Genomic DNA, 17116 nt, shown 5'->3' with positions numbered 1-17116 from the left:
GGTTCGGCCATTAAAATCTGGTCTCGGGTATCTGGCAATTGTCGCCGGGATGAGTAAGGTGGCGCGCAACTGCCGCAAATCCACCGGCTTCGGTGGGCGCGCCTTTTTCAGACAGATGACAATCAGAGGTTCGACACGTGAAGGTTATCGCGAGTTCCGTTCGTAAAGGCAATATCCTTGAGGTCGATGGCCACCTGTGCGTCGTTCTCTCCGCCGAAAGCTTCTTCCCGGGCAAGGGTACGCCGACGACGCAGATCGACATGCGCCGCATCTCCGACGGCGTGAAGGTGTCGCATCGCTACAAGACCACCGAGCAGGTGGAACGCGCGTTCGTCGAGGATATTGATTACTCCTACCTCTACCAGGACGGCGAAGCCTACGTGTTCATGAACCCGGAAAGCTTCGAGCAGCTCACGGTTACCGCTGATGTGGTCGGCGATCAGGCCGTGTATCTGCAGGAAGGCATGGTCGTGAAGCTCTCGATCTACGAGGGCAACGCCGTGGCCATCGAACTGCCTGCCCGCGTGGTGCTGGAAGTGACCGAGACCGAGCCGACCGTGAAGGGCCAGACGGCTTCGTCCTCCTACAAGCCTGCGATCGTGTCCAACGGCGTGCGCGTCATGGTGCCGCCGCACATCTCCACAGGCACCCGCATCGTCGTGCAGACGGAAGACGGAAGCTACGTCGAGCGCGCCAAGGATTGATGATCGCCGGGGAATGACCATCGGTGATTCCCCGTTGTCGTTCTCACTGCGGCTACGTTCCGGCTTGGTTGTGACGGCTGGCTGGGTCATAGTTCCCCCGCGTCTCATGCGGTCGTGCTCCGCGATCCGATGATGGCGCGGGAGGTTTGTGATGACCGGGAAAGTTCTCTACACCGCGACCGCCACCGCCAAGGGCGGCCGCGAGGGCCATATCCGCAGTTCCGATGGTGTACTTGAGGCCGATCTGATCGTGCCGAAGGAACTCGGCGGACCCGGCGGTGCCGGCACCAATCCCGAGCAACTGTTCGCGGCCGGCTATGCCGCCTGCTTCGAGGGTGCGATTCGTTTCGCCGCGCGCGAGGCTGGTGTCAAGCTTGGCCCCGATACAACGGTGACGGCGCATGTCGGCATCGGTCCGCGTGATGCCGGCGGCTTCCAGATTACCGTGAAGCTCGAACCGCATCTGGACGGCGTCGATGCCGAAAAAGCACGCGAACTCGTCGACACGGCCCACGAAAAGATTTGCCCCTATTCCCATGCGACCCGGGGCAATGTCGATGTGACGATCAACATCGTCTGATAGCGGGCGCGGGCTTGTCCGCAACGCCGCAGGTTGATATTTTCAGGATGCCGCCGCGCGGATGAGTATGTCCGATGTTGCGGCGTCATCAGCTCACATCAAAGCTGGCGCGGGGCGTCGTTTCGCTGAAACGATCTGCTGCGCCGGTGCAACCGGCGGTATCGCGATCCGCCGTGCCGGATCGTGGAACGGGTTCATGCGGTTTCTGCTTCGTCTTGCCGGTTTTCTGTTCATTGCCGCCGGGTTTGTCACGTTCGTAGTGGATGGCGTGCGCGCCATTGCCGACGACCGGCTGGCGTTCACGCAACTGGGGCCGGTGCTGGCGTGGCTGATGCCGTCGTTCTATCCGCGCATCGAGCCGCTTGCGGTGGAGACGATCAGCCCTTACCTATGGGATCCTGTGCTGGTTAACGTTTTCGAGGCTCCGGCCTTTGCTGCCGCTCTCGTGCTGGGTGCGATCCTGCTGTGGCTCGGCCAGCGACCGGCTGAACCGATCGGCTTCTCCACCCTGAGATGAGAGAATGCCGTCGCTGATGGAGGTGGCTTATGGCTTTATTCAAGGATCTGTCGGCCAAGCTGACCCTGCCGACACGCGACACCGCGCTGCCAGGGCGCGAGACGCCGCTGCCGACCGCCGAAACGCATTTCGTCAACGGCAGGCCGCTCAAGGGGCCGTATCCCGAAGGCACCGAAACCGTGCTGCTGGGGCTTGGCTGTTTCTGGGGCGCGGAACGGCTGTTCTGGCAACTGCCCGGCGTGTGGGTTACGGCAGTGGGGTACGCTGGCGGCATCACGCCTAATCCGACGTATGAGGAAGTCTGCTCCGGCCGCACCGGACATACCGAGGTCGTGCTCGTCGCTTACGATCCGGCTGATGATGGCTTCGGGCGTCTTCTCAAGGCATTTTGGGAAAGTCACGATCCGACGCAGGGCAACCGGCAGGGCAACGATATCGGCACGCAGTATCGCTCGGCGATATATGTGTCGAACGATGCGCAGCTCACTGCGGCGCTCGCCTCCCGTGCCGATTATGAAAACGCACTGGCGCGCGCGGGCTTTCCCGCTGTAACCACCGAGATCGGCGGCCCGCAGCCGCTTTATTTTGCCGAAGATTATCATCAGCAATATCTGGCGAAAAATCCCAACGGCTATTGCGGGCTGGGCGGCACGGGCGTCACCTGCGCTGTGCCGGCTTCGGTTGTGTAAACCATTCCAGCCGCTGACACCGCCAGGCCCCCGTTTTATCGAGACGGGGGCCTGTTTTTTGGCACGGCCAGTGCCCTAAGGAGCGGCTAGCACTTGCGCACACTGGGCCGGCAGATCTGCGAGCGTCAGTGGCGGCGGCGGAGGTGTCGGCTTCTTCGGACGCCTTGCTTCCTCCGAGAACCACCAGTCAAGCTCCGGGCCGCAACCATCGTTTTTCGGCGGCGGATCCTGATCGCGGCAGACCGGGTTGCCGCCGGGGCAGGCGAGGCGAATGTGGAAGTGGTAATTATGACCGGGGGTCGGCCGCACTTTCGACAGCCATGCCCGGTTGCCGGTGGCCTCCCGGCATAAAGCCTTCTTGATCGCCGGGTTCACGAACAACCGCGCGACCTGCGGCTGCGACGCGACATGCCGCAGAAGCCTGTGATGCGCCTGCGTCCAGCGGGCGGGGTCGATATCGTTCCAGTCCTTGGCGACCACGTTGACGGCGGAAATGTTGTTGCGTTCCTGCTGTGTGAAGCGGCGCGTGGGGCTTGGCGTCAGCCAGATGTCGGCATCGATGCCGTTCTGGTGCGAGGCGTGGCCCGTGAGCATCGGCCCACCCCGTGGCTGACCGATGTCGCCCACAAGAAGCCCCGGCCAGCCTGCGGCCTGCGGGGCGCTGGCGGCAATATCCTTCAGGAAATCGATCAGCACCGGATGGCCAAAGGCCCGGTTGCGCGATGGGCGCATCACCTGCCAGTTGTCGCCATCAGCCGGCAGTTCCACGGCTCCCCCCACACAGCCCTTTGAATAAAAGCCATAAACCTGTGGTGCGGTCTGCGATGGCGTTTGCGTCAAGCCGAAGAGGCGGCGGGCTGCGTCCTGCGGCAGGGACTTCAGCACGGTCTGCCGGCGGGCGGCTTCCTGGCTGGCGTTGTCCTGGGCGATGGCCGTCGATCCGCAGGCCAGCACGGAAGCGACGACGAGAATCGAGGCGGCAAGGCGCGTGTGCAGGAATGCGGGCATAGGTAACGCAGAGATGGGTAACGCGAAGATGGAGAAAGCTGGCATGATGATCCTGTCCGGACGCGGGGCATGCTGGGTGCGTATCATGCGGCTTGCGTATCATGGCGCGCATGACCGCACCAGCGCACGCTGCCAGACTCGCCAGTTGTCCGCAAGCCGTACCAGCCATCCGCAAGCCTCGCCAATCATCTGCAAGCGCCGTTAATGATGCTTATTGCATATAATTCGCAATTGCATTAAATTGCATTTCATATCCGGCAGGTGTGGTCTTCGTTCTGACCTCCCGCACGATTTTTCGCCTTTCGTACGGGTCTCTCCCTTTCGCGACAGTCTGTCTCGCTCGGGGGCCGCGCCTGACCCATAAGGGAATGCACGTCATCATGCTCGATAGCGTAAAGCCTCTTCGCGTCGTCGGCGCTGGCCAGACGCCCCCGGCAGGGGAGCGCGCCGCGCATGACGTCGACAGCCCGCTCGCCATTACCGGCCTCACGGTCAGCTACGGTGGAAAACCAGCGTTGCTATCGGTGGATTTTACCGTGCCCGCCGGGGCCATGGTTGCCATCGTCGGCCCGAACGGCGCGGGAAAGTCCACGCTCATCAAGGCGGCGCTCGGCATCGTGCCACGCATCGCGGGCGAAGTGCGTGTATTTGGCGCGCCGGTGGAGCGTGCCATGGCGCGCATTGCCTACGTGCCCCAGCGGGCCAGCATCGACTGGGATTTTCCCGCAACGGTGATTGATGTCGTCAGCATGGGTTTTTATCGCCGGCTTGGATTGCTGCGGCTGGCCGGCAACCGCTATCGGCAGAAGGCGCTCGACTGTCTTGAGCGCGTGGGCATGGCGGCGTTCGCCGCGCGGCAGATCGGCCAGTTGTCGGGCGGCCAGCAGCAGCGCGTATTCATCGCCCGCGCTCTGGCGCAGGATGCGGATCTTTATATTCTCGACGAGCCTTTCGCCGGCGTCGATGCGGTGACGGAGCGCGCCATCGTGGCCGTGCTCAAGGATTTGCAGGCGCGGGGTAAAACCATCATCTGCGTGCACCACGATCTTGGCACGGTGCAGGACTACTTCGACCATGTGCTGCTGCTGAACGTGCGCCGCATCGCCTCCGGCCCGGTGGCGGAGACGTTCACGCCCGCCAAGTTGCAGGAAACCTATGGCGGACGGCTGGTGGCCGTTCAGGGCGCAGGTGCGTGAGACAGTCATGGACGCACTTTTTGATCAGAAGCTGATGGCCGCGTTGTTTTTCTCCGCCGGTTACAATACCACGCTGGTCACCATCGGCGCGGCGCTGCTGGGCGCGAGCGCGGGAGCAGTGGGCGCCTTCATGATGCTCCGCAAGCGCTCGCTTGTCAGCGACGCCATCTCCCATGCCACGTTGCCGGGGCTGGCGCTGGCGTTCATCGTCATGGCGCTGGCCACTGGCGACGGGCGGTTCATGCCCGGCCTCATGCTGGGCGCGGCGTTGAGTGCATGGCTTGGCCTGCTGGCGCTGGAGTGGGTGACGCGGCGCACCCGGCTCACCGAGGATGTCGCCATCGGCGCGGTGCTGTCGGTATTTTTCGGCCTTGGCGTGACGCTGCTGACCGTCATTCAGGTGATGGACACCGGGCGTAGGGCGGGCATCGGCGGCTTTCTGCTTGGCTCGACCGCCGGCATGCTGCGTTCGGAGGCGGAACTGATCGCGGTCGCTGCCGCGTTGTGCGGCGTGGCGGTGTACGTGTTGCGCCGGCCGTTCACGCTGGTCAGCTTCGATCCGGCCTATGCTGCGACGCAGGGCATCAGCGTGCGCATGACTGACCTTGCCTTGCTGGCGCTGGCGCTGATCGTGACGGTCATCGGGCTGAAGGTGGCGGGGCTGGTGCTCATTGTTGCTCTCACTATCCTGCCGCCGGTCATCGCCCGCTTCTGGACCAATCGCCCCGGCAGGTTGCCGCTCATCGCGGCGGCGGTCGGTGCGTTTTCCGCCTATGCCGGAGCGGTGATTTCATCGCTGGGGCCGGGGTTGCCCACGGGGGCCTTGATCGTGCTGGTGTCGTTCGCGGTGTTTGTGGTGTCGCTTGTGTTTTCCCCCCTGCGCGGCCTGCTGGCGGGGCAGATGGAGATGCTGGCGCTGCGTGCGCGCGTGCATGAGCGGCAGGGTCTGCTGGCGATGGCGCGCGACGAACCCGTCTACGACCGCATGACCTTACGCGTGCTGCGCCGTGCGGGCTTCATCCGCGCCGATGGCGTGCCGACGCCCGCCGGCCATGCAGCCGCGAAGGCGGCGCAGCGCGAGGAAACATTGTGGAGCCTTTATCGACGGCTGTTTCCGGATGAAGCAGCGGCAGGGGGCTATCACGGCCTGACGCCCATCAACGATGCGTTGCCTTCCGATATCGTGCGCGATCTCGAAGCGCGCGTGGCGGTGCATTGATGGCTGGCCGGACGGAGATTTCCAGATGAATAGCGATTTCGTCATGCTCAACCTGCCGCCGCTCGTCGTGGGTGTGCTGACGGCGGTGTGCTGCGCGCTGCCGGGGAATTTCCTGGTGCTGCGCCGGCAGGCGCTGGTGGGCGATGCGGTCAGCCATGTCGTGCTGCCCGGCATCGTGCTGGCGTTCGTCATCACGGGATCGGTCGCGGCCGGGCCGATGCTGCTGGGCGCGGGCCTTGCCGCTGTCGGATCGCTGGTGCTGATCGAGATTATCCGCCGCGTCGGGCGTATCGAGCCGGGTGCCGCGATGGGTGTGGTGTTCACGGCCATGTTCGCGGGCGGCATCCTGCTGCTGGAGCAGACGAACACCGGCCATGTGCATCTCGATGTCGAGCATGCGCTTTATGGCTCGTTGGAGAGCATCGTCTGGTTCGACGGCGAGGGCTGGCATTCGCTGTTCGATTCCGCAGCCCTTGCGCAACTGCCGCCGCAGGTGCCGCGTCTCGCGCTGACGCTGCTGGCGGTTTGCGTGTTCATCGCCGTGTTCTGGAAAGAGCTGTTCATCGGCACGTTCGACCCCGGTTTCGCAGCCACCGTCGGTGCGCGTCCGGGTCTCGTCGGGCTGGCCCTTGCGGTCGTGGTGGCGGTGGTGGCGGTGATGGCGTTCGATGCCGTGGGCGCGATCATCGTCGTGGCCATGTTCATCTGCCCCGCGGGCGCGGCGCGGCTCATGACGGACCGCCTTTTTCCGCAACTGCTCTGGAGCGTTGCCTTCGCGGTGATTTCGGCCGTCGTCGGCTATTGCCTGGCGGCTTTTGCACCATCCTGGTTCGGTTTCAGCCACGCTTTGAGCGCCGCGGGCATGATCGCGACGGTCGCCGGGGTGGTTTTCGCCGCCGCATGTCTCTTTGGCCCCCGGCGTCGTCGCGCAGGGCAGGTGGCCTGAAGCAAAACTTAAGCGGTGAGCTTTGGGCAGTGGCTGGTATCCGGCATCCATTTGCGCGACAATAACATGGTTAGGATCGACCGCTGCCGCACGCTTGCCGGCGCGAAAGGATGACCATGACCGAGTTTACTCCCATTGCCTCATTTATAGGTGGCGCTCTCATCGGCCTGTCCGCTGTGCTGCTGCTGGCGCTGGAAGGGCGCATCGCCGGCATCAGCGGTATTGCCAGCCGCCTGTTCCCCCCGACCGATTCGCACTTTCAGGAGCGTCTTGCCTTCATTCTGGGCCTCGTCCTGTCGCCCGCGCTCGTTGAGGCGGTGACTGGAGAGCCGGTTCTTCAGGCCGTATCATCGAATTATCCGCTGCTGGTTGTCGCTGGATTGCTGGTCGGTTTCGGCGCTGTGCTCGGCGGGGGCTGCACATCCGGCCACGGTGTGTGCGGTCTGTCGCGCCTGTCGCCGCGCTCGATCGTGGCGACCCTGGTCTTCATGCTGACGGCGTTCGTGACGGTTTACATCGTCCGCCATGTGATCGGAGGCTGACCATGCCGGTGATCGTCAATCTACTGCTTGGCCTGCTCTTCGGTGTCGGCCTGATCGTGTCCGGCATGGCAAATCCGGCCAAGGTGCTCAATTTTCTCGATGTCTTCGGCACCTGGGATCCGTCGCTGGCCTTTGTCATGGGCGGCGCGGTGCTGGTGGCCTTTATCGGCTTCCGGTTCGTGCTGGCGCGCGGAAGGCCGGTGTTCGACACCGCGTTTCATCTGCCCACGAAGCGGGATATCGACAATCCGCTCGTGCTCGGAGCGGCGCTTTTCGGCATCGGCTGGGGGCTGGGCGGGTTTTGCCCCGGCCCGGCATTCGCGTCGCTGGGCGTAGGTGCGACCGGCACCTATGTTTTCGTGCCTGCCATGCTGGTCGGTATGTGGGCTGCGCGGCGGGTCGGACGCTGACAGCGACCGGCTCGCCACATCACCGTGCTGCGGTTGCGGCCATGCCGGGCGCAGCCGGGCCTAACGAAACCCACCGCATGGGGTTGAGATTGGCCTGACGCTTGATGTAGCCGTAGCCGGTTTCGCTCCAGAGCAGCACGCGGTTGCGCTTGTTGTCGAGGATGAAATCGCCGCGGTCCGTGCGCACCGTCAGCACCGCGTGGCCAGCCCCTTCCAGATCCCGCACCACGGTTATCATCAGCGCGGCCAGCGGCAGGCCGGCCCTGTGCAGCAGGCGGCGCTTCAGCAGCACGTAATCCTCACAATCGCCATAGCCGCTGTCCGGGAAATCCCAGGATTCCGCAACGCCCCACTGTTCTTCGTCCGACATGGGGGTGATGGCGGCGTTGACGTCGATGTTGGTCTTGAGGATCAGCGCCCACGAGGCAGCATCCAGCGCGATGATGCCATGACGGTCATCGCGCTCGCGGCAGGTTGCCGGATTCTTGCCGCAGAAGTTTTCCCAGCCGATGGGGTGGGCGGTGAGCCCTGTTTCTTTCTGCCAAGCTTCCTGCGTCGTTGCCGCAACCGGCAGCACGATCGCACTGGGGCGTGCCCGCGCTACACCGGCATCAAGGGTGCCAAGCAGCAAGGCGGCGAAACCGATCATGATGGCGACTGCGGAAAACGGGGCGCTGCTCACGATTGAACCTCATCATTAACTTACCGTTAGCTTTTGACCATCTGCGTCTGGCTGGCAAGAGAGGTTAAATTCCGTTAACTAATCCGTATCGGACGACGCCGATTGCGCACTTCGGGTGTTCGCGGCAATTCGTTTTGTAATTCAGTGTGTTATCGAGAATTACAGACGTCTTGGCCGCGTTAAGGTTAATGAAAAGTTTACAGCTACTCGTATTTACAACCGAATGCGTGGCGGCACAGTGACGCCGCTGCCCGTTTTCAACCGGGTATCGGTGTTCCGCGCGCCAAGTTCGTTTTCAGCGCGCGGTTTTTGTCGTAAAAGCCGCTGTGTTGAGAGATTGCGGGCCGCATGGTGCGGCCTTGCCTGTCTGCATCGAAGCCGGCGCAAGGAGCCCTTGATGACTGCCATCGTTGATATCATCGCACGTGAAATTCTCGATAGCCGCGGCAACCCTACCGTGGAAGTGGACGTGGTGCTTGAGGACGGGTCCGTCGGCCGCGCGGCCGTGCCCTCCGGCGCCTCCACCGGCGCCCATGAGGCTGTCGAGCTGCGTGACGGCAATGCCGACCGTTACGGCGGCAAGGGCGTGCTGAACGCTGTGGATGCGGTCAACCGCGAGATCTTCGAGGCCATCGGCGGTTTCGATGCCGAGGAGCAGGTGAAAATCGACGAGACGCTGATTGCGCTCGACGGCACGCCGAACAAGGCCCGCCTTGGCGCGAACGCCATCCTCGGTGTTTCGCTCGCCGTGGCCAAGGCCGCCGCCGATTCTTCCGGGCTGACGCTGTATCGCTACATCGGCGGCACCTCCGCGCGCGTGCTCCCCGTGCCGATGATGAACATCATCAACGGTGGCGCCCATGCCGACAACCCCATCGATTTTCAGGAGTTCATGATCCTGCCGGTTGGCGTGGATTCCATCCGCGAGGCGGTGCGCGTCGGCGCTGAAATCTTCCACACCCTGAAGAAGAGCCTGCAAGCCGCCGGCCACAATACCGGCGTGGGCGACGAGGGCGGTTTCGCACCCAACGTGCAGTCGGCGGAAGAAGCGCTGGACTTCATCGTCAAGGCGATCGAGCAGGCTGGCTTCAAGCCCGGCGACGACGTGGTGCTGGGCCTCGACGTGGCCGCGACCGAGTTCTACAAGGACGGCAAGTACGTCTATGCCGGCGAAGGCAAGACCCGCTCCGTGACCGAGCAGGTCGATTATCTGGAGAAGCTGGTCGGCAACTATCCCATCGTCACCATCGAGGACGGCTTTGCCGAAGACGACTGGGAAGGCTGGAAGCAGGTTACCGAACGCATCGGCGACCGCGTGCAGCTGGTCGGTGACGATCTGTTCGTCACCAATGTCGCGCGCCTTCAGGAAGGCATCGACAAGGGCGTCGCCAACGCCATTCTGGTCAAGGTCAACCAGATCGGCTCGCTCACCGAGACGCTTGCCGCCATCGATCTGGCGCACCGCAACGGCTATCGCTCCGTCATCTCGCACCGTTCGGGCGAGACCGAGGATGCGACCATTGCCGATCTCGCCGTCGCGACCAACGCCGGCCAGATCAAGACCGGCTCGCTCAGCCGCTCAGACCGGATCGCCAAGTACAACCAGCTCATCCGTATCGAGGAAGAGCTTGGCCCCTATGCGCTTTACGCCGGCAAGGCGGCGCTGAAGCTGCGCTAAGGCGCATTCCGCTTCGCGTTGCAGTAAAACGAGGCCACGATCCGAGCGCCGCCCGTCAGCCGGGCGGCGTTTTTTATCGCCGGGTCTGATGCTTGCGAGCGTTGACGAAGCCAGACCAGCTATAGATGATCAGCCCCGCCCAGATGAAGCCGAACGCGATGCCGCGCGTGAGCGAGAACGGCTCCCCGAAAACGAATACCGCAATCAGGAAGGCGATGGTGGGGGCGATGAACTGCATCACGCCGACGGTGCTCAGTCGCAGGTTGCGGGCGGCAATCGCGAATGTCACCAGCGGCAGGGCGGTGATCGGCCCGCCCATGATCAGCCAGAAAGTATCGGTGGCGTCGATACCGAAATGGCTGCTGCCGCTCGCCGTGAGCCAGGCCACGTAAGCCACCGCCGGCAAGGACAGGATCAGTGCCTCCAGCGTGAAACCGGGCAGGGCTTCCACCGGCAGCGTCTTGCGCAAATAGCCGTAGGTGGCGAAAGAGGCCGGCAGCACCAGCGACACCCACGGCAGGCCGCCGGCCTGTACGGTGAGAATACCCACAGCGATGGAAGCCAGCACCACGGCGATCACCAGGGGCCGGGCGATCCGCTCGCGCAGCAGCACCACGCCCATCAGCACGCTGACCAGCGGGTTGATGTAATAACCCAGCGCCGTATCGAGCGTGCGGTTGTTGATGACGGCCCAGGTGTAGACAGTCCAGTTGCACGAAATCAGCAACGCCGTCACCGTGGCCATGCCGATGATGCGCGGGCTGCGCAGGGCAAGGCGCATCGATGGCATACCGCCCATCACCAGCAGCAGCAGCGCAGCGGAAGGAAGCGCCCACAGAATGCGGTGCGCGATGACCTCCGCGAACGGCACATGCGCGACCTGCTTCATGTAGAGCGGCAGCAGCCCCCACGACAGATAGGTGAAGAGCGCACACGAAAAACCCAGCAGCACATCGGGTGCGGGCCGGGCGGAAATGGAAGGACTGCTCATTCTTTGTTCCCGCTGACTCGTTATCCTCCGAGCCTTTGATGCAGTATGCGTGCGCCGCTGCATGGGCGCTACGGCCTCCATGTCAGGGCACCCATGCCGAAACAGCGGGCGGAGAGGGGGAAAACGCTCCGCGCTTCAACCCCTCGCAATGTTGCACCCGTCTCTCGCCCCGGTAGTTTCCGTTTTTGGAAAACGGATTACGGTTTGCGGCGGTTTTCTTGCCCTAAAAAGAAAAGCATCCTTCCTCCTGATCTTGATGAGCAAGGAGCATGGCAATGCAGCAACGGATGCTTGAACAAATGCCTGAGCGGGTGCTTGGCGCCGATTTTCCGGTTTCGGCGATCGGACTCGGTTGCATGGGAATGAGTGAGTTCTACGGCCCGCGCGACGATGCGGAATCGATGGCGGTGCTGCGGCGTGCGGTCGATCTGGGCATCGATTTTTTCGATACCGCCGACATGTACGGTCCGCATCATAACGAGGAGCTGATCGGCCGTTTTCTGAAAGACAGTGGCGCAAGGGTGAAGATCGCGACCAAATTCGGCATCGTGCGCAAGCCCGGCGAATATGCGCGCAGCATCGATAACAGCGCGGATTATATGCGCTGGGCCTGCGAGGGATCGCTCAAGCGGCTGGGTGTCGAGCGGATCGACCTTTATTATGTTCACCGCATCGAGCGCGAGCGCCCCATTGAGGAAACGATGCAGGGATTGGCTGCGCTGAAGCAGGAAGGCAAGATCGCCCATATCGGCCTGTGCGAGGTGAGCGCCGAAACATTGCGCCGTGCCCACGCCGTGCATCCGGTGACGGCGGTGCAGACCGAGTATTCGCTCTGGACCCGCGACGTGGAAGCCGAGATCCTGCCGGCCTGCCGCGAACTGGGTATCGGCTTCGTGGCCTATTCCCCGCTGGGGCGAGGCTTTCTCACCGGGCGGTTTCAGGCCGGGGCATCGTTCGAGGATGGCGACTTCCGCGCCAGTCTGCCGCGCTTCTCCCCGGACAATGCCGCGACCAACGGCGCGTTGGTGGAGGTGGTGCGCGGCATCGCCGACGCAAGGGGCTGCACCCCCGCGCAGGTTGCGCTGGCGTGGCTGCTGGCCAAGGGCAACGACATCGTGCCAATACCCGGCACCAAGCGCATCAAATATCTTGAAGAGAATGCGGCAGCGGCTGGCATACGGCTGAGCGACGAGGAACGCACGACGCTCGAACACGCCATCGCCGGACTGGCCGTCGCCGGAGAGCGCTACACCGCCGAAGGCATGAAAGGGGTCAACGCATGACCCTGGATCGCCGTGCGAAGGCTCTCGCAGTCCTTGAGCAGCTTGATCCCGACGCGCCAGCGCGTGTTGCCGCCAATCTGGATGCACTGTCGGATGATTTTCTTGAAATCGTTCTCGGTTTTTCATTCGCGGACGTTGTGTCTCGTCCGGGTATCGATCTTCGCACGCGAGAGATGCTGACGGTCGCGGCTTTGATGGCAATGGGGACGGCGCCTGAACAGTTGGAGTTCCATATCCTTGCTGCTCTGCATACGGGTGTCACCCGCGAAGAGATCATCGAAATCCTGCTTCAGATAGCGGTTTATGCCGGTGTTCCCGCCTGCATGAATGGCATTTCCGCCGCCAAAAAAGCTTTCGCCGCTCAAGCTGTCTGACATCTCCGGCCTGCTTGTGAGTGGCTGCCGGACTTTTCTCAATTCAAGGTTCAATCCAAATGCAAGAACAGGAAGAACGCGCCTCGTGGCGACGCTGGCTGGCTGTCGGCGTGCTGGGGATCGGATCGTTCGCTATCGTCACCTCGGAGTTGGCGCCCATCGGGCTGTTGACGTCGATAGGAGGCGATCTTGGCGAAACGGAAGCGAAGGTCGGGTTGATCGTGACCGGCTATGCCTGGATCGCTGCCGCTGCCGCTCTGATTTCGGCGATGGCATTGGGACGGGTGCCACGCAAACCGCTTCTTGTCGCGCTGATGCTGGTGCTGGCGCTGTCCAGCGCCGTCGCCGCGATGACCACGACCTTCCCGGCGCTATTCGGCGCCAGAGTTATCGGCGCTGTTGCCCATGGCGTCTTCTGGGCGATGATTGGAACGCTTGGCGCGCAGATCGTTCCAGCCAGGCACGTCGGCGTTGCAACTTCCATCATTTTCGGAGGTGTGTCCGCAGCCAGTGTTCTTGGGGTTCCTCTGGCGGGAATCATCGGCCATCTCGACGGCTGGCGAACGGCGTTTGCGTGCATTGCCGGCCTGTCTTTTCTGACCGCCGCTGCCATTGCTTTTTCGGTGCCGCGCGTTCCGGCTGCCGCGCCGGTGGGGCGCAAAGCGCTTGCCGCCATTGTCCGCAATCCGATTTTCCTGCGTATCTACGCTGCGACAGCATGTGCGATCACAGCGCATTTCGCCGCATTCACCTACATTGAGCCTGTGCTTTCCGAAAGTCTGCATATGCCGCCGAACGCGCTGTATGCGCTCCTTCTCACCTTCGGCGTCGCTGGTCTTCTCGGTAACGTGCTGACGGGCGCTTTCGTGGACCGCTACCTGAAGCCGCTGGTTTCAGGAGCGCTGGCGGTGATGGCGCTATCCTTAGGCGGAATCGGATTGTTTGGGGCGGATGCAGGCGTGGCCGGCATCGGTATCCTGCTGGTTGGCTGGGGGATTGGTGTGGCTGCCGTATTTGTCGGCTTCCAGACATGGATTCTCCAGGCGGCGGGCGATGCAGCGCTTCCCGCATCGGCGATTTATGTCGCCATCTTCAACGCTGCGATCGGTGCGGGTGCGTTGCTGGGCGCAGTTGTTATCTCACTCACCAGTCTTGCCGGGGTCATGACGGTTGCGGCGGTCGTGCTGATTGCGAGTCTGATACCCGTTGCCCTTTTGCCAGCTCCCACAGCCTCGCGAGCGCCATCGGAACACGCTGCCGCATAGGGTTATCACCGCAACAAATCTCGCGAACCAGATTTCAGGAGACTGCGATGGATACTGTAGTGCGTCTGACCGGCGTCGGCGGCGTCGATAACCTGGAGGTTGTGCAAGTGCCGGCCGAACAGCCTGCACCGGGTATGGTGCGCATTCGCCATGCCGCCGTTGGCGTCAACTTCATCGACATTTATCATCGGACCGGCCTTTATGCGCTGTCTCTGCCCGCCGTTCCCGGCGTCGAGGCGGCAGGAGTGGTCGAGGCGCTTGGCGATGGCGTCACCGGGTTTTCCATCGGTGATCGCGTGGCCTATGCGGGTGCGCCTCTCGGCGCTTATGCGACGGCCCGCACGCTGCCGGCCGGGCGGGTCATCCGCTTGCCGGATGACATCGCGTTCAGCACCGCCGCCGCCTCGATGCTCAAAGGGTTGACCGCCCATATGTTGCTGACACGGACCTATCCGGTGGCGGCGGGGACGACGCTGCTGGTTCATGCTGCTGCCGGTGGGCTGGGGTCGATGCTCGTGCGGTGGGCGAAGCATCTGGGTGCGACCGTCATCGGCACGGCGGGTTCAGCGGTGAAGGCTGACGTGGCGCGCGCATATGGCGCAGATCACGTCATCGTCGGGCGGAACGCTGATCTTGCCGCCGAAGTCGCCGCTCTGACAGGCGGGATCGGCGTGGACTACACCATCGACGGTATCGGCGGCGACATGCTGGTCCGCAGCCTCGTCTGCACGCGCCGTTTCGGCACGGTCGCCAGCATCGGTCAGGCTGCCGGGCCGATTCCACCGCTGGCGGTGGAGGAGATCGGTCCTGCCCGTTCGCTGGCCCGGCCCAGCGTGATGGCATATGCCGCCGACGAGGCGACATACAGGCCTGCCGCCGCGGCTCTGTTCGCGGCCATGCGCAATGGGATCGTGGCTGAAATCGGTGGCGAGTATCCGCTTGGCGATGCCGCGCGGGCGCAGGCCGATCTGGAGGCCGGGCGCACGACGGGAAGCCTGCTGCTGATTCCATGAGCTGATTCCATGAGCTGAGCCTCTCCCGGTCGGTATTTCCGGCCCACCCCCCGTTACTCCCCGCGACACTCCCGCGCATGCAGCCCATGCGCGGGAGTGTCGTTTTGTCCCAGAGTATTCGCGATAGAATCAATATATAGTGCATCTATCATCAAATATCGCCACATATAGGGGTATCAGCACCTGCGGTGGCGGCTCACCCATGATGGAGCATCCGGATGCACGCTGCCAGCACACCGAACCCGCTCGCGTCCGCGACGGGTAACGAATGGTTCCCCGATGCGGGGTCGCCATCGCGGCATTCCGGGAAGGATGAGGCTGTCACGGTCGATGTCATATCGGCGATCAACGAATATCTCGACCGCTCGGACTGGCGCGTCAACGCCAACGCCAATCAGGGTTATTCGCTCGGCGGCCTGATTCTCAATGTGTCCGGCAAGATGGTGGCCAACTATTGGCTGTCGCACGTCTATCCGCCGGCTGTCGGAGAGGCGCACAGATCCGGCGCGCTGCATATCCACGATCTCGACATGCTGTCGGGCTACTGCGCCGGCTGGTCGCTGCGCACGTTGCTGCAGGAGGGGTTGAACGGCGTGCCCGGCAAGGTGGAGGCCGGCCCTCCGCGTCATATGTCGAGTGCCGTCGGGCAGATCGTCAATTTTCTCGGCACGCTCCAGAACGAATGGGCCGGGGCGCAGGCGTTCAGCTCCTTCGACACATACATGGCGCCCTATGTGCGCATCGACGGTCTCGGTTACAGCGAGGTGCATCAGTGCATGCAGGAGCTGATTTACAACCTCAACGTGCCGTCGCGTTGGGGCACGCAGACACCGTTCACGAACCTCACCTTCGACTGGACATGCCCGGAGGATCTGCGCGCGCAACGGCCCCTGATCGCCGGACGGGAAGCAGATTTCACCTACGGCGAGTTGCAGGCCGAAATGGACATGATCAACCGCGCCTACATGGAAGTGATGGCCGCGGGCGATAACAGCGGCCGGGTGTTCACCTTTCCCATTCCGACTTACAACATCACACCGGATTTTCCGTGGGAGAGCGAGAATGCGCAGCGTCTGTTCGCGCTGACGGCCAAATACGGGCTGCCGTATTTCCAGAACTTCATCAACTCGGACATGAAGCCGAACATGGTCCGGTCCATGTGCTGCCGCTTGCAGCTCGATCTGAGCGAGTTGCTGAAACGCGGCAACGGCCTGTTCGGCAGCGCGGAGCAGACGGGCTCGCTCGGCGTCGTCACGATCAACTGCGCGCGGCTGGGCTATCTCCACAAAGGTAACGAGGCGGGCCTTTTCGATGCGCTGGACGCGCTGTTGGCCATTGGCCGCGACAGCCTCGAAATCAAGCGCCGGTTCGTGCAGCAGCTCATCGATGACGGCCTGCTTCCCTACACACGGCGGTATCTCGGAACCCTGCGGAACCACTTCTCGACACTTGGCGTCAATGGCATCAACGAGATGATCCGCAACTTCACTGACGACGAGGAGGATATCACCAGCGATCGGGGCTACGATCTCGCCCTGCGCCTTCTCGATCACGTGCGCCGGAGGATTGTCGGTTTTCAGGAGGAAACCGGCCATCTCTACAACCTGGAGGCGACTCCGGCAGAGGGCGCGACGTATCGCTTCGCCCGCGAGGATCGCAAGCGGTATCCGGATATTCTGCAAGCCGGCACGGAGCATGAGCCTTATTACACCAACTCCAGCCAGCTTCCCGTCGGTTTCACGGACGATCCGTTCGAGGCCTTGATGCGGCAGGATGCATTGCAGTGCAGATATACGGGCGGCACCGTTCTTCACCTCTACATGGGCACGCGCCTTGCCTCGGCGGATGCGTGCGCGCGGCTCGTGCGCCGCGCGCTGGAGAACTTCCGCCTGCCTTACATCACCGTCACCCCGACGTTCTCGGTCTGCCCGAAGCATGGCTACATCGAGGGTGAGCATGAGTTCTGTCCCAAGTGCGATGCCGAAATTCTGGAACAGCGGCTGCGCGCTTCCGCCTGAG

At 63.0% G+C, this 17116-nt stretch carries 19 protein-coding genes; 16 read left to right on the top strand and 3 right to left on the bottom strand.

Annotation, left to right across the window (positions count from 1 at the left end; all coding sequences use genetic code 11):
- The first annotated feature begins 137 nt into the window (after positions 1–137).
- The 4 genes from efp (at position 138) to msrA (ending at position 2490) form a co-directional block, all read left to right on the top strand.
- Complete coding sequence (gene efp, locus FHS81_RS06460) at positions 138–704, top strand: elongation factor P (RefSeq protein ID WP_183751214.1); 567 nt, start codon at positions 138–140, stop codon at positions 702–704.
- Positions 705–855: 151 nt separating this feature from the next.
- Complete coding sequence (locus tag FHS81_RS06455; protein WP_183751213.1) at positions 856–1284, top strand: organic hydroperoxide resistance protein; 429 nt, start codon at positions 856–858, stop codon at positions 1282–1284.
- A gap of 61 nt (positions 1285–1345) precedes the next feature.
- Positions 1346–1801, top strand: a complete 456-nt coding sequence (locus FHS81_RS06450) for a hypothetical protein (protein ID WP_246374788.1) — start codon at positions 1346–1348, stop codon at positions 1799–1801.
- 29 nt (positions 1802–1830) lie between these two features.
- A complete protein-coding gene (msrA, locus tag FHS81_RS06445; RefSeq protein WP_183751212.1) occupies positions 1831–2490 on the top strand; it encodes a peptide-methionine (S)-S-oxide reductase MsrA in 660 nt (219 codons plus the stop codon).
- Between the two features lie 75 nt (positions 2491–2565).
- Here msrA and mepA read toward each other — a convergent pair whose 3' ends face one another.
- Complete coding sequence (mepA, locus tag FHS81_RS06440; RefSeq protein ID WP_246374786.1) at positions 2566–3543, bottom strand: penicillin-insensitive murein endopeptidase; 978 nt, start codon at positions 3541–3543, stop codon at positions 2566–2568.
- Here mepA and FHS81_RS06435 point away from each other — a divergent pair.
- The 6 genes from FHS81_RS06435 (at position 3542) to FHS81_RS06410 (ending at position 7811) form a co-directional block, all read left to right on the top strand.
- Positions 3542–3703 carry a hypothetical protein gene (locus FHS81_RS06435; protein WP_183751211.1) on the top strand — a complete coding sequence of 54 codons (162 nt, stop codon included), beginning with the start codon at positions 3542–3544 and terminating at the stop codon, positions 3701–3703. The two genes, mepA and FHS81_RS06435, sit on opposite strands and share 2 nt — an antisense overlap.
- Before the next feature lie 175 nt (positions 3704–3878).
- Positions 3879–4694, top strand: a complete 816-nt coding sequence (locus FHS81_RS06430; RefSeq protein WP_183751210.1) for a metal ABC transporter ATP-binding protein — start codon at positions 3879–3881, stop codon at positions 4692–4694.
- 7 nt (positions 4695–4701) lie between these two features.
- Positions 4702–5913 carry a metal ABC transporter permease gene (locus FHS81_RS06425; protein ID WP_183751209.1) on the top strand — a complete coding sequence of 404 codons (1212 nt, stop codon included), beginning with the start codon at positions 4702–4704 and terminating at the stop codon, positions 5911–5913.
- A gap of 25 nt (positions 5914–5938) precedes the next feature.
- Positions 5939–6859 carry a metal ABC transporter permease gene (locus FHS81_RS06420; RefSeq protein WP_183751208.1) on the top strand — a complete coding sequence of 307 codons (921 nt, stop codon included), beginning with the start codon at positions 5939–5941 and terminating at the stop codon, positions 6857–6859.
- A 116-nt stretch (positions 6860–6975) separates the two neighbouring features.
- Complete coding sequence (locus FHS81_RS06415; RefSeq protein ID WP_183751207.1) at positions 6976–7401, top strand: YeeE/YedE family protein; 426 nt, start codon at positions 6976–6978, stop codon at positions 7399–7401.
- Positions 7402–7403: 2 nt separating this feature from the next.
- Positions 7404–7811 (top strand): DUF6691 family protein, encoded by a 408-nt coding sequence (locus FHS81_RS06410; RefSeq protein WP_183751206.1) that lies wholly within the window; start codon positions 7404–7406, stop codon positions 7809–7811.
- Positions 7812–7830: 19 nt separating this feature from the next.
- On the opposite strand, the gene FHS81_RS06405 is transcribed toward FHS81_RS06410, so the two are convergent.
- Entirely contained in the window at positions 7831–8493 is a 663-nt protein-coding gene (locus FHS81_RS06405) for a transglutaminase-like cysteine peptidase (protein WP_343052434.1), read from the bottom strand.
- A gap of 397 nt (positions 8494–8890) precedes the next feature.
- Here FHS81_RS06405 and eno point away from each other — a divergent pair, with 397 nt between their 5' ends.
- Complete coding sequence (gene eno, locus FHS81_RS06400) at positions 8891–10171, top strand: phosphopyruvate hydratase (protein WP_183751205.1); 1281 nt, start codon at positions 8891–8893, stop codon at positions 10169–10171.
- A gap of 73 nt (positions 10172–10244) precedes the next feature.
- On the opposite strand, the gene rarD is transcribed toward eno, so the two are convergent.
- Entirely contained in the window at positions 10245–11162 is a 918-nt protein-coding gene (rarD, locus tag FHS81_RS06395) for an EamA family transporter RarD (protein ID WP_183751204.1), read from the bottom strand.
- 299 nt (positions 11163–11461) lie between these two features.
- On the opposite strand from rarD, the gene FHS81_RS06390 reads away from it, so the two are divergent.
- The 5 genes from FHS81_RS06390 (at position 11462) to FHS81_RS06370 (ending at position 17115) form a co-directional block, all read left to right on the top strand.
- Complete coding sequence (locus tag FHS81_RS06390) at positions 11462–12445, top strand: aldo/keto reductase (RefSeq protein WP_183751203.1); 984 nt, start codon at positions 11462–11464, stop codon at positions 12443–12445.
- The gene (locus tag FHS81_RS06385; protein ID WP_183751202.1) at positions 12442–12819 is read left to right on the top strand and encodes a carboxymuconolactone decarboxylase family protein; all 378 of its coding nucleotides are present in this window, start codon (positions 12442–12444) and stop codon (positions 12817–12819) included. The genes FHS81_RS06390 and FHS81_RS06385 overlap by 4 nt, the downstream gene beginning before the upstream one ends.
- A 59-nt stretch (positions 12820–12878) precedes the next feature.
- Positions 12879–14084 carry an MFS transporter gene (locus FHS81_RS06380; RefSeq protein WP_183751201.1) on the top strand — a complete coding sequence of 402 codons (1206 nt, stop codon included), beginning with the start codon at positions 12879–12881 and terminating at the stop codon, positions 14082–14084.
- 47 nt (positions 14085–14131) lie between these two features.
- Positions 14132–15097, top strand: a complete 966-nt coding sequence (locus FHS81_RS06375; RefSeq protein WP_183751200.1) for a quinone oxidoreductase family protein — start codon at positions 14132–14134, stop codon at positions 15095–15097.
- 218 nt (positions 15098–15315) lie between these two features.
- Positions 15316–17115, top strand: a complete 1800-nt coding sequence (locus tag FHS81_RS06370) for a ribonucleoside triphosphate reductase (RefSeq protein WP_183751199.1) — start codon at positions 15316–15318, stop codon at positions 17113–17115.
- Position 17116: the final 1 nt, after the last annotated feature.

The sequence above is a fragment of the Pseudochelatococcus contaminans genome (genome assembly GCF_014195635.1).
GTDB classification, from domain to species: Bacteria; Pseudomonadota; Alphaproteobacteria; order Rhizobiales; family Beijerinckiaceae; genus Pseudochelatococcus; species Pseudochelatococcus contaminans.
This window is presented reverse-complemented; position numbering and strand designations above follow the sequence as displayed.

Excerpts from the sequence above, each read along its gene's own strand:
- FHS81_RS06425 (WP_183751209.1), top strand. The coding sequence starts at position 4,702 with ATGGACGCACTTTTTGATCAGAAGCTGATGGCCGCGTTGTTTTTCTCC.
- FHS81_RS06375 (WP_183751200.1), top strand. The coding sequence starts at position 14,132 with ATGGATACTGTAGTGCGTCTGACCGGCGTCGGCGGCGTCGATAACCTG.
- FHS81_RS06370 (WP_183751199.1), top strand. The coding sequence starts at position 15,316 with ATGCACGCTGCCAGCACACCGAACCCGCTCGCGTCCGCGACGGGTAAC.
- FHS81_RS06430 (WP_183751210.1), top strand. The coding sequence starts at position 3,879 with ATGCTCGATAGCGTAAAGCCTCTTCGCGTCGTCGGCGCTGGCCAGACG.
- FHS81_RS06390 (WP_183751203.1), top strand. The coding sequence starts at position 11,462 with ATGCCTGAGCGGGTGCTTGGCGCCGATTTTCCGGTTTCGGCGATCGGA.
- FHS81_RS06380 (WP_183751201.1), top strand. The coding sequence starts at position 12,879 with ATGCAAGAACAGGAAGAACGCGCCTCGTGGCGACGCTGGCTGGCTGTC.
- FHS81_RS06415 (WP_183751207.1), top strand. The coding sequence starts at position 6,976 with ATGACCGAGTTTACTCCCATTGCCTCATTTATAGGTGGCGCTCTCATC.
- eno (WP_183751205.1), top strand. The coding sequence starts at position 8,891 with ATGACTGCCATCGTTGATATCATCGCACGTGAAATTCTCGATAGCCGC.
- FHS81_RS06385 (WP_183751202.1), top strand. The coding sequence starts at position 12,442 with ATGACCCTGGATCGCCGTGCGAAGGCTCTCGCAGTCCTTGAGCAGCTT.
- msrA (WP_183751212.1), top strand. The coding sequence starts at position 1,831 with ATGGCTTTATTCAAGGATCTGTCGGCCAAGCTGACCCTGCCGACACGC.
- FHS81_RS06435 (WP_183751211.1), top strand. The coding sequence starts at position 3,542 with ATGATGATCCTGTCCGGACGCGGGGCATGCTGGGTGCGTATCATGCGG.
- FHS81_RS06455 (WP_183751213.1), top strand. The coding sequence starts at position 856 with ATGACCGGGAAAGTTCTCTACACCGCGACCGCCACCGCCAAGGGCGGC.
- rarD (WP_183751204.1), bottom strand. The coding sequence starts at position 11,162 with ATGAGCAGTCCTTCCATTTCCGCCCGGCCCGCACCCGATGTGCTGCTG.
- FHS81_RS06410 (WP_183751206.1), top strand. The coding sequence starts at position 7,404 with ATGCCGGTGATCGTCAATCTACTGCTTGGCCTGCTCTTCGGTGTCGGC.
- mepA (WP_246374786.1), bottom strand. The coding sequence starts at position 3,543 with ATGCCAGCTTTCTCCATCTTCGCGTTACCCATCTCTGCGTTACCTATG.
- FHS81_RS06420 (WP_183751208.1), top strand. The coding sequence starts at position 5,939 with ATGAATAGCGATTTCGTCATGCTCAACCTGCCGCCGCTCGTCGTGGGT.
- FHS81_RS06450 (WP_246374788.1), top strand. The coding sequence starts at position 1,346 with ATGAGTATGTCCGATGTTGCGGCGTCATCAGCTCACATCAAAGCTGGC.